The following is a 13518-nucleotide window of genomic DNA, read 5'->3' on the forward strand; positions in this document are numbered from 1 at the left end:
CACCTCGGGTGATCCGGGCCCCACGCCCGTTCCCGTGCCCCGTCCGTGCGCGGGCTCACGCCACCGTGCGCGGCAGCCGCAGGCTCAGCAGCACCGTCAGTGCCACTGCCGCCAGCTGCACCAGCAACGTCACGGCCAGCGCGTCCCGCATCCCGGAGCCGGGGACCAGCGCGAGGAAGAGCGTTCCGAGTGTCGCCACGCCCAGTGCCAGCGCCGCCTGCTGCGTCGTCGTCATCACTCCGCCGCCCACCCCGGCCCGCTCGGTCGGCACGTCGGAGAGCACGATGCGGAAGAGGACCGGCAGCTGCAGCCCCTGACCGAAACCGGCGAGCGCGACGCCCGGCAGCAGCTGAAGCAGCCCCAGGTCCGGCCAGCCGCGCCACACGGTGAGCGCGAGCACCGCAACGCCCACGCCCTGGATCAGCCCGCCCGCCGTCACGACCCGGGTACCGAACCGTCGGACCAGCCGCGGACCGGCCAGCGATGCCACGAAGAAGGCCGCGGCCATCGGTGCCAGCGAGAGCCCCGCGGCCGCCGGGCCCATCTGCAGCCCCTGCTGCAGCGAGACCGCGATCACGAACATGAAGCCGCCGAAGCCGAGCGAGAACGGCAGCACCAGAGCCAGACCACGCCGCAGCGAGTCCAGTCGCAGCAGGCTCGGCGGGATCAGCGGGATCTGTCCGCGCCGGTCGGCCCGCTGTTCGACCCGGTAGAAGGCGAATGCGGCGAACGGGAACAGCGCCAGCGAGATCCACGTCCACGCAGGCCAGCCCGCGGCCCGCCCCTCCGTCAGCGGCGCCAGCAACGTCATCAGTGACGCGGCGAGCAGCAGCGTGCCCGGCACGTCGACGGGCGCGGGCCGGTCCGAGCGGGTCTCCGGTACGGCGCGGGCGGCCAGCATCAGCCCCACCGCCACCACCGGCACGTTCACCAGGAAGACCGACCGCCAGCCCGCGCTCTCGCCGAACACCGACGACAGCGGCGCGGCGGCGACCAGCACGCCGCCGACGATCTGGCCCGCAACCATCGAGAGCCCGGCCGTCGCCCCGTACAGGCTCATCGCCCGCGCCCGCCGGTGTCCGGCAGTGGCCGCCTGGATGGTGGCGAGCACCTGCGGCAACATCAGTGCGGCCGAGGCGCCCTGCGCGACCCGCGCCCCGACGAGCGTCCAGGCGTCCGGGGCGAGCCCGCAGGCCAGCGAGGTGAGCCCGAAGGCCGCCATGCCGGCCAGGAAGAGCCGGCGCCGGCCGGCCGTGTCGCCGAGCCGGCCACCGAGGACGAGCAGGACGGCGTACGCGAGTCCGTACCCCGCGACGACGAGTTCCAGCAGCGCCGGGCCCGCGGCCAGATCCTTGTCGATCGTCGGCAGGGCGACATTCACGATGAAGAAATCGATGAGCGGCAGGGCCGCTCCCAGGAGCACCGTGAACAGCCCGAGCGAGCCGAGTACCGGGGTGGGGTGGTCGTGCCGCACCACAGGGGTGGAGATGGCGGATGTCTGCGTCCGTACAGGGGATTCACTCACGACATCGACGATCGTCCTCCTCTCAGCCTGGTACCAGAGTGTCTTTATCCTGGTACAAGCAGCACCTGGCAGAGCGTGGCGGGGTTCGGCAGGCTGGAGGCATGACGACGATGGCGAGTGAGCTGTCCCAGGTGCGCGAGGAGGCCGAGGTCTCGGAGCACGAGGTCCGGCGGCACGAACTCGCGGACTTCCTGCGCAGCCGCCGCGAGCGGATCACCCCCGAGCAGGTCGGTCTGCCCCGGGGCAGACGCCGTCGCACCCCCGGCCTGCGGCGCGAGGAGGTCGCCCAGCTCTCCGCCGTCGGCGTCACCTGGTACACCTGGCTCGAACAGGCCCGTGACATCCAGGTCTCGCCCCAGGTTCTCGACGCACTCGCCCGCGCCCTGCTGCTCGACCGCAGCGAGCGCACCCATCTCTTCTCCCTGGCCGGCGCCGTCGACCCGACGCCCGACGCGGACTGCCCGAGCGTCACCCCGGCACTGCGGGACATGCTGCGGCAACTGGACCCGATCCCGGCCTGCATCCAGAACAGCCGGTACGACATCCTCGCGTACAACCGGACCTACGGGCGGCTGCTCTGCGACCTGGACGCCGTCACCCCCGAGGACCGCAACTGCATGATCCTCTCCTACACCAACCCGGACTGGCGCTCCGCCGTCGTCGACCTCCCGGAGATGAACCGGGTGATGGCCGCCAAGTTCCGTGGAGCGATGGCGGAGCATCTGGCCGAGCCCGCCTGGAAGGCACTTCTCGGGCGGCTGGAGGCGGCCTCGCCCGAGTTCCGGGAGATCTGGGCGCGCCACGAGGTGGTCGGCCCCGGTGGCCGGACCAAACTCTTCCGCAACACCCACGTCGGACTGCTGCGCCTGGACCACACCGACCTCTGGCTCGGCCCGTCGACCGGTCCACGCATGGTGACGTACGCCCCCGCCGACGAGGAGTCCCGCGAGCGGCTGCGGCGGCTTCACGCCCTGGAACTCGCCGGGATGTGACCCCTGGCACCGGTGGGCGCCGGTGCCTCCAGCCTCTCCGCGGTCCGTCGGGCGGTCTGCCGTGCCCAGCGCCCGCTGGTCAGCGCACCGACGAGGAGGACGCACACCCCGCAGCCGGTGATGATCCACCAGGCGGGTTTGCTCGCGTCCACGAAGGCGGTGGCATACGCGGCGTCATGCGGGGAACCGGTGCCCGCCACGCCCGCCGCCAGCACCGCACCGATCACGGCGACGCCCAGCGTCCCGCCGATCTGCCGACTGGTCGAGGCCACCGCCGCCGCGACCCCGGCCTGCGAGCGCGGCATGCCGGAGACGGCGGTGTTGGTGATCGGGGCGTTCACCATGCCGAAGCCGAGGCCGAAGAGCACATAGCCGGTGAACAGCAGCACGGTCTGCGTCTCCGCGTCGAACGCCGCGAACAGCAGCCCGCACACCGACATGGCCGCACCCGCCACGAGCAGGGAGAACCGCGGCCCCCGGTTGCCGACGAGCCGCCCGGACAGCGGGGCGCAGACAAAGGTCAGGGCTGCCATCGGCAGCATGTACAGGCCGGCGTGCAGGGCGGTCAGGCCGCGCACGTTCTGCAGATAGAGCGTGTTCAGGAAGAGGAAGCCGCTCAGCGCGGCGAACGAGCTGATTGCGATGGCGGTGGCGCCACTGAACGGGGCGCTGTGGAAGAACCGCAGATCGATGAGGGGCTCGGCTCGCCTGGGCTCGTACACGAGCAGCCCCGCCAGGGCGCACACGGTGAGCGCGGCGAAGGCCAGGATCCGCGGCGAGGTCCAGCCCGCGGAGGGCGCCTCGATGATCGCGTACGTCAGTGAACCGAGCAGCGCGATCACCAGCAGCTGACCGACGGGGTCGGGGCGGCGCGGCTTCGGGGCGCGGGACTCGGGGACGTAGCGCCAGGTGAGCAGCAGCGCGGCGAGCCCGACCGGCAGATTGATCCAGAAGATCGACCGCCAGCCGACCGAGTCCACCAGCAGGCCGCCGACCAGCGGTCCCGCCGCCATGGAGATGCCGACGACTCCGCCCCACACACCGATGGCGCGGGCGCGTTCGCGCGGGTCGGTGAACGTGTTGGTGATGATCGACATCGCGACGGGGTTGAGCATCGAGCCACCGACCGCCTGCACCATGCGGAACGCGACCAGCGACTCCAGGTTCGGCGCGAGGGAGCAGAGCACCGAGCCGAGGGTGAAGAGGACGAGACCGATCTTGAAGACCTTCGCCCGTCCGATCCGGTCGGCGGTGGAGCCCGCCAGCATCAGCAGCGACGCGAGGACCAGGGTGTACGCGTCGATCGTCCACTGCATGCCGGCGACGGTGGCGTGCAGTTCGTGCTGCATGGAGGGCAGGGCGACGTTGAGGACGGTGTTGTCGAGGCTGACGATCAGCAGACTCATGCAGCAGATCGCCAGCACGAGTTGCCGTCGGCGGTGGCTGAGCTCGGGCATACATGGATAGTACGACTAACTAACGACCATCGCCCGTAGGGCTGCCCGCCTCTCGCCCCGGCGCCCACCGAAGCAGCTCCCGCCGTACGCGACAATGGAGCAATGACCCAGCTCGCCCCCTCGCTCCCGCAGCTCCGGATCGGCCCGCACACGGTGCAGCCGCCGGTGGTGCTCGCCCCCATGGCCGGTATCACCAACGCCCCGTTCCGCACCCTGTGCCGGGAGTTCTCCGGCGGCAAGGGTCTGTTCGTCAGCGAGATGATCACGACGCGCGCGCTGGTCGAGCGCAACGAGAAGACCATGCAGCTCATCCACTTCGACGCGACCGAGACCCCGCGCTCGATCCAGCTGTACGGAGTGGACCCGGTCACGGTCGGCAAGGCCGTCCGCATGATCGTCGACGAGAACCTCGCCGACCACATCGACCTGAACTTCGGCTGCCCGGTCCCCAAGGTGACCCGCAAGGGCGGCGGCTCCGCGCTCCCGTTCAAGCGGCCGCTATTGCGCGCGATCCTCAGCGAGGCCGTGTCCAACGCGGGCGACCTGCCGGTCACCATCAAGATGCGCAAGGGCATCAACGACGACCACCTCACCTACCTCGACGCGGGCCGGATAGCGGTGGAGGAGGGTGTCACGGCCGTCGCCCTGCACGGCAGGACCGCCGCCCAGCACTACGGCGGCACCGCCGACTGGGACGCGATCGCCCGCCTCAAGGAGCACGTCCCGGAGATCCCGGTCCTCGGCAACGGCGACATCTGGTGTGCGGACGACGCCCGCCGGATGATGCGCGAGACCGGCTGTGACGGTGTGGTCGTGGGCCGCGGCTGCCTGGGGCGCCCGTGGCTCTTCGGTGACCTGGTGAGTGCCTTCGAGGGGACGGAGGCGAGGCAGGCGCCGACGCTCCGGGAGGTCGCGACGGTGATGCTGCGGCACGCGACGCTCCTGGGGGAGTGGATCGGCGACGAGACCCGTGGCGTGATCGACTTCCGTAAGCATGTGGCCTGGTATCTCAAGGGCTTCTCGGTCGGCTCGGAGATGCGCAAGAAGCTGGCGATCACCTCGTCGCTGGACGAGCTGGGTGCGCAGCTGCACGAGCTCGACCTGGACCAGGCCTGGCCGGACGGGGCGGACGGGCCGCGCGGGCGCACGTCCGGCAACAACCGTGTGGTGCTGCCGGACGGCTGGCTGAAGGACCCCTACGACTGCTCGGGCGTGAGCGCGGAAGCCGAGCTCGACACCTCGGGTGGCTGAGGCACTCCGTGCCGTTGATTCACTACCGCTCATCTGAGCGTCAATCCGGGGTGAATCGAGGGTGGACGGGATGGTGCGGGGCACCGTGGCGCGCGATGGGGGTGTCCCGTCCGCTTTTCATTCGCTCCTTGCGGTCGGCGCGTGACCGTACGTGCCCTCCAGGGTGTCCGGATAGTGACATCTGAGCGCCCGTCGGAGCGTGATTCTCGCCACCCCTGAGGGGTGTGTGGCTCAGATGAGCGGGTTTTTGGGAACTGCATTTCTCAAATGATGGCACTCGGTGCCACCCGACTTTACTTTGATCGATCGACACATCCACTACGCAACGTGAAAAATCATGCGATCATGGGAACTTTGAGTGGTGATGCGTTCAAGGAATGAACGAATGCACTCTCTGTGTGAGTCCGGAACGAAACTTTCGATCTACTGGCGGACGAGTGGTTAAGGCCGCATGACGCACAAGTGGACGTACCCAGACACCTTCGATCTGGGTATGTTCCTCGCCGTCAGGGCAGCCACCCGAGTCCTCTAGGAGTCGAGACCCGTGTCGGAAAACAAAGATCCTCACGTACCCACGCCGGAGCTCCTGGGTCAGAAGTTCGTTTATGACTTCACCGAGGGCAACAAGGATCTGAAGGACCTGCTCGGCGGCAAGGGTGCCAACCTCGCCGAGATGACGAACCTCGGGTTGCCCGTCCCTCCGGGCTTCACGATCACCACCGAGGCGTGCCAGGTCTACCTCGACAGTGGCGAGGAGCCGACGGCGCTCCGCGACGAGGTGAGTGCGCACCTCACCGCCCTGGAGAAGCGGATGGGCAAGAAGCTCGGCCAGGCCGACGACCCGCTGCTGGTCTCCGTCCGCTCCGGCGCGAAGTTCTCGATGCCCGGCATGATGGACACGGTTCTCAACATCGGTCTCTCCGACGAGTCCGTCGTCGGCCTCACCGCCCAGGCCGGCGACGAGCGGTTCGCGTGGGACTCGTACCGCCGCCTGATCCAGATGTTCGGCAAGACCGTCCTCGGAGTCGACGGCGACCTCTTCGAGGAGGCGCTGGAGGCCGCGAAGGAGGCCAAGGGCGTCACCGTCGACGTGGATCTCGACGCGGCCGACCTGAAGAAGCTGGTCAAGCAGTTCAAGAAGATCGTCACGCGCGAGGCCGGGCGCGACTTCCCGCAGGACCCGCGCGAGCAGATGGACCTGGCCATAAAGGCCGTCTTCGATTCGTGGAACACCGACCGCGCCAAGCTCTACCGTCGCCAGGAGCGCATCCCCGGCGACCTCGGCACGGCCGTCAACGTCTGCTCGATGGTCTTCGGCAACCTCGGTCCCGACTCCGGTACGGGCGTCGCCTTCACCCGCGACCCGGCCAGCGGCCACGCGGGCGTGTACGGCGACTACCTGCAGAACGCGCAGGGCGAGGACGTCGTCGCGGGTATCCGCAACACCGTGCCGCTCGCCGATCTGGAGTCGATCGACAAGAAGTCGTACGACCAGCTGATGCAGATCATGCAGACCCTCGAAACGCACTACAAGGACCTGTGCGACATCGAGTTCACCATCGAGCGCGGCCAGCTGTGGATGCTCCAGACCCGGGTCGGCAAGCGCACCGCCGGTGCGGCGTTCCGGATCGCGACGCAGCTCGTCGACCAGGGGCTCATCGACGAGGCGGAGGCGCTCCAGCGCGTCAACGGGGCACAGCTGGCGCAGCTGATGTTCCCGCGCTTCGACGAGGACGCGAAGACGGTGCTGCTCGGCCGTGGCATCGCCGCGTCGCCGGGCGCCGCGGTCGGCAAGGCGGTCTTCGACTCGTACACCGCGGTCAAGTGGTCCCGGTCGGGCGAGAAGGTCATCCTGATCCGCCGCGAGACCAACCCCGACGACCTCGACGGCATGATCGCCGCCGAGGGCATCCTGACCTCGCGCGGCGGCAAGACCTCGCATGCCGCCGTCGTCGCCCGTGGCATGGGCAAGACCTGCGTCTGCGGCGCCGAGGAGATCGAGGTCGACACCAAGCGGCGCCGCCTGACCGTCGGCGGGACCGTCGTCGAGGAGGGCGACATCGTCTCGGTCGACGGCTCCACCGGCAAGGTGTACCTCGGCGAGGTCCCCGTCGTGCCGTCCCCGGTCGTCGAGTACTTCGAGGGCCGGATGCACGCGGGCGCCGACGACGCCGACGAGCTGGTCGCAGCCGTGCACCGGATCATGGCGTACGCGGACCGGGTGCGCCGGCTGCGGGTGCGGGCCAACGCGGACAACGCCGAGGACGCGCTGCGGGCGCGCCGCTTCGGTGCCCAGGGCATCGGCCTGTGCCGCACCGAGCACATGTTCCTCGGCGAGCGCCGCGAGATGGTCGAGAAGCTGATCCTCGCGGACACCGACGACGAGCGCGAGGCCGCGCTCGCCGCGCTGCTGCCGCTTCAGAAGGCCGACTTCATCGAGCTGTTCGAGTCGATGGACGGGCTGCCCGTCACCGTGCGCCTGCTCGACCCGCCGCTGCACGAGTTCCTGCCCGACATCACCGAGCTGTCGGTACGGGTCGCGCTCGCCGAGTCCCGCAAGGACGCGAACGAGAACGATCTGCGGCTCCTCCAGGCCGTGCACAAGCTGCACGAGCAGAACCCGATGCTCGGTCTGCGCGGCGTACGGCTCGGGCTGGTCATCCCCGGTCTGTTCGCGATGCAGGTGCGGGCGATCGCCGAGGCGGCCGCCCACCGCAAGAACGCCAAGGGCGACCCGCGCGCCGAGATCATGATTCCGCTCGTCGGCACGGTCCAGGAGCTGGAGATCGTCCGCGAGGAGGCCGACCAGGTCATCGCCGAGGTCGAGGCGGCCACCGGCACCAAGCTGAAGCTGACCATCGGCACGATGATCGAGCTGCCGCGTGCCGCGCTGACCGCCGGTCAGATCGCCGAGGCCGCGCAGTTCTTCTCCTTCGGCACGAACGACCTGACCCAGACGGTGTGGGGCTTCTCCCGCGACGACGTGGAGGCCTCGTTCTTCACCGCGTACCTGGAGAAGGGCATCTTCGGGGTGTCGCCGTTCGAGACGATCGACAAGGACGGCGTCGGTTCGCTGGTCCGCAGCGCCGTCGCGGCCGGCCGGGCCACCCGCCCGGACCTGAAGCTCGGTGTCTGCGGCGAGCACGGCGGTGACCCGGAGTCGGTGCACTTCTTCCACGAGGTGGGCCTCGACTACGTCTCCTGCTCGCCGTTCCGGATCCCGGTCGCCCGCCTGGAGGCGGGCCGCGCCGCGGCAGAGGCGAAGGGCAGCGACAGCCGCTGATCCGATCCCCGGACTCCGGGGCTGTCGGCTCACGTAAACCCTCAACGAGTCGACAACGGCTCCGGACCACCCCGAAGCGGCGGCACCCTGTGCGGGGTGCCGCCGCTTCGTCATGTCCGTATCCCCCGGCGGAGACAAAAGGAGCAGGAGCACGCAAGCGCTTTCGTCGATTGCCCCACCCATTGCTTCGTTCAATACGCAAAGATATAGACGGTGAACGGACCGGGGTGCGGCCCATGGATCCCCATCCATGGGCCACACCCGGCTTACCCCCGTCGGGCACGGAGCCGCACCGTTCACCGACCGCCGCCGAACGAGCAAAACCCCCCACGGCCTTCACTCGCTCTTCCGATCGGCTCAGGTTTCGCACCCGACGCCGTACAGCTTTTCGGGTGGCGGTGGGTCGGGGCGAGACGTTTCACCTCTGGCCGAAACCCCGTGGTGACGTCCTGTGACGGTTCACATACTCTTGAGCGGGGGGAATTGCGGATGCAACAAGTGGGGGTTCGGTGCTGCGTATTCATGTGTCCGGAATGGACCTTTCCAAGGTGCGCATGGCCACACGGCCGGACGCATTGTGGGAAACCATTCTGAGTTTTCACCGGCTGAGGGACCGGCGCGCATCCGCCGTCTTCGGGAAATGGCGGGCGGAAACCCGGCCCCGGTTGAACGGTGAGACACGCCTGCTGGCCGCCCTGGTGCCGCCCCGCGGCTATTTCCCGGACTTCCTGACGCCCTCCCGAGCGGGCGGCGAGCCGTACGGCTTCGACGCCGGAATGGAGGCGCTGCGCGGAACCCCGCCCGAGCGGATCCATGCCGAGCTGGCCCTGCTGCGCGCCGGCCGCCACGAGCCGGGGCGGCCGGCGCCACTGGGCGGGCGGCCCGGCGGCCGCGGAGGGTTACGCGCCGGTGGGGTGCGGCCCGTGGGCGGGCGCCCCGGCGAGGGACGGCCCGTGCCGCCGCTGCGGCTGGACGCGCTCTCCGAGGGGCGCGCGGAACCTCTCGGGCGGCTCATCGCCGACCTGCGCAGCTACCACCGCGCCGCCGTCGAACCGTACTGGCCGCACATCCAGGCCAGCATCGAGGCCGACCGTGCCATCCGCGGCCGAGCCCTCCTCGACGGCGGCGCGGACGAGCTCCTCGCCTCCATGCCGTCCATGATCCGCTGGCGGGCCCCGGTGCTGGAGGCGGACTATCCCGTGGACCGGGACCTGCACCTGGACGGGCGGGGACTGCTGCTCCAGCCGTCGTTCTTCTGCCGCTCCACCCCGGTCGTCCACCGCGACCCGAAGCTGCCGCCGGTGCTCGTCTACCCGGTCACCCACTCCGTCGCCCCGGTCTTCGCCGGCCCCGGTCCGGGCCCCTGGCTGGGACGGCTCCTCGGCAACACCCGGTCCACCGTCCTCCAGGCCATCGGCAACGGCTGCACCACCAGCGAGCTCGCCCGCCGGGCCGGGGTGTCCCTGGCCTCGGCGAGCCAGCACGCCTGCGTACTGCGCGAGGCGGGGCTCGTGCTCACCCTGCGGCACGGCAGTTCGGTCCTGCACACGCTGACACCGTTGGGCGGCTCGCTCCTGCGGGGCGGCGCGCCGCTCGCGCTGTCATGACGGGCCGGGTTGCTCCAGCAGTGCCTTGAGGACGTTCAGCCGGTCCTTCCAGAACGCCCGGTACGTGGCGACGGCCTCGGCGCCCGCGAGCTTCTCGTGGGCGAGACCCAGCTGGGTCCGTCCGTCCGGCAGCGCCGTCACCCGCACCGCGAGCCGTCCCGTCGCCGCCCCGGAGTCCGCGAAGTCCGCGGTCAGGGACCTGGCCGGGCGGTGTGTGCGCAGGATCAGTCCGGCGTCGGGCAGCCAGTCGCCGCGCAGCGCCGGATCGGTGAACGCCGCCAGCACACGTTCCGCCGGAGCCGAGACCGTACGACTGGCCGAGGTCCGCCAGTCGCCGGTGGAGGACTGCCCGACCTGGCGCAGCCCGCGCTCCTGCTCGTATCCGACGGTGACCGACTGGGCGTACCAGCCGTCCATACCGTGGACCGTACGCAGATGGGCGGCGATCTCGGTGTGGGTGTGACGGGTCGCGTCCCAGGCGTCGAGTACGGAGAACCAGTCGTCCCAGTCCCGGCCGGTCCGTTCCCGGAGCGATTCGGCCGACAGCTTCTCGGTGATCCGTCGGCCGGTCGATCCGCTGCCTGCTCCGTCCTTCGATACGTTCATGGCTCCGACGATAGGAGCTTCGGAAGATTTCTTCGCCGGTCGCGATGAGTTCGGCGGCGGCCCGCCGTCTACCCCTCGTAAGCGCTCGAAGGGGGCGCCACCGATGAGCAGAGAAGAGTGGACATGAACCAGATGATCTTCGTGAACCTGCCGGTCAAGGACCTTGGGACGACGAAGGACTTCTTCGCCAAGCTCGGCTTCTCCTGCAACCCGCAGTTCAGTGACGAGAACACCGCGTGTCTCGTCATCAGTGACACGATCTTCGCCATGCTCCTCACCGAGCCCCGCTTCAAGGAGTTCACCAAGAAGGAGGTCGTGGACGCGTCGAAGTCCACCGAGGTGATCATCGCGCTGAGCGCCGAGAGCCGCGAGAAGGTCGACGAGCTGGTCGACACGGCGCTCGCCTCAGGCGGTTCGCCCGCCAACGAGCCCATCGACCACGGGTTCATGTACGGCCGGTCCTTCCAGGACCCGGACCACCACATCTGGGAGGTCATGTGGATGGACCCGGCCGCCGTCCAGGGGCAGGGCTGACGCGTCGGAACGCCTCGGGCCTCAGGGGGCGAGGCCCGGCCAGGTCACGCCGGTGAGCTGCTCGGACGCCACCCACAGGCGTTCGCCCGCCACATCGTTCCGCGTCCAGCCCGTCCGCCAGGACGGGGCGGGCGCACCCCGCCAGCCCAGGAGCTTCGGACCGGTGAACGAGTCGGGGCGCACCCCGGGCGCGGTGGCCGCGTACAGCGTCGGCAGCGCACCGGAGGACGCGGGCTGGGCGAGGATCCGGTTGCCGAGTCCGACCACCCGTTCCGCGGTCCTGCGGTTTTCCATCCTGACGCCTGCCGTCTGCAGATTGGTCGCCGCGTATCCGGGGTGTGCGGCCGCGGCGACGACGTCGGAGCCGGCTGCGGAGAGCCGGCGCGCCAGCTCATGGACGAAGAGCAGATTGGCGGTCTTCGAGCGGCCGTAGGCGATCCAACGCCGGTAGTTCCGCTCGCTGTTGAGGTCGCCCATGTCGATGTTGGACAGGGCGTGCATCCCGCTCGACACGCTCACCACCCGGGCGCCCGGAGTGTTGAGGAGTTTCGGCAGCAGCAGACCGGTGAGAGCGAAGTGCCCGAGGTGGTTGACGCCGAACTGGGTCTCGAAACCGTCGGCCGTCTTCCGGTACGGCAGGGCCATCACACCGGCGTTGTTGATCAGCAGATCCAGCCGGTCGGACCGGTACGAAGCGGCGAACTCCCGTACGGAGGAGAGATCGGCCAGATCCAACGGTGCGAACTCCACCTCCGCGCCCGGCACGGCTGCCCGGATACGTGTCTCGGCCTCCTTGCCGCGGGTCTCGTCACGGCACGCGAGCAGCACCCGCGCACCGCTGCGCGCCAGTTCGCGTGCCGTGACGAGTCCGATACCGCTGTTGGCTCCGGTGACCACGGCCGTACGGCCGCTCTGGTCGGGGATGTCGCTTGCGTTCCAGCCCTGGGTCATGGATCAAGCGTACGACCGGAGCCCCACGGCCGGAATCAGCTGCGGAACGGCCCCTTCACCTCGTAGGTGATGCCGCCGGACGAACTGCCGCTGGTGCCGCGCTGCGAGGAGAAGTAGAGCCGGGTGCCGTCCGGCGAGAACGCCGGTCCGGTGATCTCGGAGCCGGACTGGCCGCTGATCCGGAGGAACGGGGCGACGGTGCCGTCCGGGGTGATCAGGCAGATCTCCATGTTCCCGCCGTCCTCGGCGACGTAGAGGTCCCCCGAGCCCGAACGGGTGACGTTGTCGACGCCGGTCAACGGGGCGGTGCCGCCGGTGACCAGGGAGTCGTCGTAGACGAGCGAGATCGACGAGGCATTGGCGTCGTACGCCCACACCCGGTTGTCGCCCTTGGTGGTGAACCAGCAGGTGCCCGCCGCGTAGAAGCAGCCCTCACCGCCGTTGAAGACCTTGGCCCCGGAGACCTGGTAGCGGGTCTGGGTGGGGGAGCCGTCCGGGTCGGGGACGGCCGCCCAGGTCACCGGGCCGCCGGTGGCGGTGCCCGCCACGAGTACCTCGAGGGTCCCGCCGGCGAGGTTGCCCCAGGTGGTGGGGCGGAAGCGGTAGAACCGGCCGTCGGTCTCGTCCTCGGTGAGGTAGATGTATCCGTGGTCGGGGTCCGCGGCCGCCGCCTCGTGCTTGAACCGGCCCAGCGCGGGGCGTTGCACGGCGGCATTGACCCCCCACGGGTCGGTCTCGTACACGAAACCGCGGGTGACCTCCTCGCACGACAGCCAGGTGTTCCACGGGGTCCGCCCGCCCGCGCAGTTGTTGTTGGTGCCGGACAGGATGCGGGACGCCGAGGTGACGTTCCCGGCCGAGTCGAAACGCACCGCGCTCGCGCCGCCCCCGCTGCCCGATGACACCTCGGAGTTGGAGACGTAGATCCAGCCGCTGCCGTCGGCGAAGACCGCACCGCCGTCGGGGGCGCTGTGCCAGGCGTACGAGGTGCCCGGGACGGTCTGCCCGGAGCGCGCGACGATGCGGCTGGTGAAACCGGCGGGCAGCGCAATGCCGTTGGCGTTCGCCGCCTGCAGTGCCCCGTAGGGTCCGGTGCCGGGCTGGGCGGGTGCGGCATACGCGGCGCCGCGCCAGAGCGTTCCGCCGAAGGCCGCCGCCGAGCTGCCGACCACCGCTGTGCGCAAGAAGGTCCGACGTTCCACGATCACTCCACTGGTGACGTGAGGGCCCGCCGGTCCGGTTGGCCCGACGGGTCGCGCGTCAGGAACCTAGGGGGCGGTGTTTGACGGAGCGGCAACAGCCGGTGAATGGT

General features: G+C 69.9%; 10 protein-coding genes. 5 read left to right on the forward strand and 5 right to left on the reverse strand.

Annotation, left to right across the window (positions count from 1 at the left end; genetic code table 11):
* Positions 1 to 55: 55 nt before the first annotated feature.
* Positions 56 to 1477, reverse strand: coding sequence for an MFS transporter (locus ACFU6I_RS34120; protein ID WP_384373911.1), 1422 nt, complete (start codon positions 1475 to 1477; stop codon positions 56 to 58).
* Positions 1478 to 1626: 149 nt separating this feature from the next.
* Here ACFU6I_RS34120 and ACFU6I_RS34125 point away from each other — a divergent pair, with 149 nt between their 5' ends.
* Positions 1627 to 2517 carry a helix-turn-helix domain-containing protein gene (locus ACFU6I_RS34125; RefSeq protein WP_384373830.1) on the forward strand — a complete coding sequence of 297 codons (891 nt, stop codon included), beginning with the start codon at positions 1627 to 1629 and terminating at the stop codon, positions 2515 to 2517.
* Here ACFU6I_RS34125 and ACFU6I_RS34130 read toward each other — a convergent pair.
* Entirely contained in the window at positions 2490 to 3974 is a 1485-nt protein-coding gene (locus tag ACFU6I_RS34130; protein ID WP_384373833.1) for an MFS transporter, read from the reverse strand. The two genes, ACFU6I_RS34125 and ACFU6I_RS34130, sit on opposite strands and share 28 nt — an antisense overlap.
* Before the next feature lie 102 nt (positions 3975 to 4076).
* Here ACFU6I_RS34130 and dusB point away from each other — a divergent pair, with 102 nt between their 5' ends.
* The 3 genes from dusB (at position 4077) to ACFU6I_RS34145 (ending at position 10115) form a co-directional block, all read left to right on the forward strand.
* Positions 4077 to 5225, forward strand: a complete 1149-nt coding sequence (dusB, locus tag ACFU6I_RS34135; protein ID WP_384373838.1) for a tRNA dihydrouridine synthase DusB — start codon at positions 4077 to 4079, stop codon at positions 5223 to 5225.
* 544 nt (positions 5226 to 5769) lie between these two features.
* Positions 5770 to 8508, forward strand: a complete 2739-nt coding sequence (gene ppdK / locus ACFU6I_RS34140; RefSeq protein ID WP_384373841.1) for a pyruvate, phosphate dikinase — start codon at positions 5770 to 5772, stop codon at positions 8506 to 8508.
* 509 nt (positions 8509 to 9017) lie between these two features.
* On the forward strand, positions 9018 to 10115 hold the full coding sequence (locus ACFU6I_RS34145) for an ArsR/SmtB family transcription factor (RefSeq protein ID WP_384373844.1): 1098 nt from the start codon (positions 9018 to 9020) through the stop codon (positions 10113 to 10115).
* On the opposite strand, the gene ACFU6I_RS34150 is transcribed toward ACFU6I_RS34145, so the two are convergent.
* Positions 10110 to 10721, reverse strand: coding sequence for a DUF4287 domain-containing protein (locus tag ACFU6I_RS34150; RefSeq protein ID WP_384373847.1), 612 nt, complete (start codon positions 10719 to 10721; stop codon positions 10110 to 10112). The two genes, ACFU6I_RS34145 and ACFU6I_RS34150, sit on opposite strands and share 6 nt — an antisense overlap.
* Positions 10722 to 10844: 123 nt before the next feature.
* Here ACFU6I_RS34150 and ACFU6I_RS34155 point away from each other — a divergent pair, with 123 nt between their 5' ends.
* Positions 10845 to 11255 carry a VOC family protein gene (locus tag ACFU6I_RS34155; protein ID WP_384373850.1) on the forward strand — a complete coding sequence of 137 codons (411 nt, stop codon included), beginning with the start codon at positions 10845 to 10847 and terminating at the stop codon, positions 11253 to 11255.
* A 21-nt stretch (positions 11256 to 11276) separates the two neighbouring features.
* Here the strand turns inward: ACFU6I_RS34155 and ACFU6I_RS34160 are convergent, their stop codons facing one another.
* Together ACFU6I_RS34160 and ACFU6I_RS34165 are read right to left on the reverse strand one after the other, a co-directional pair.
* Entirely contained in the window at positions 11277 to 12206 is a 930-nt protein-coding gene (locus ACFU6I_RS34160; protein WP_384373853.1) for an oxidoreductase, read from the reverse strand.
* A 35-nt stretch (positions 12207 to 12241) separates the two neighbouring features.
* Positions 12242 to 13408: an alkaline phosphatase PhoX gene (locus ACFU6I_RS34165; RefSeq protein WP_384373856.1), complete on the reverse strand. Its 1167-nt coding sequence runs from the start codon at positions 13406 to 13408 to the stop codon at positions 12242 to 12244.
* Between the last annotated feature and the right edge of the window lie 110 nt (positions 13409 to 13518).

This window comes from Streptomyces sp. NPDC057486, from assembly GCF_042802415.1.
Taxonomy (GTDB): domain Bacteria; phylum Actinomycetota; class Actinomycetes; order Streptomycetales; family Streptomycetaceae; genus Streptomyces; species Streptomyces yanii.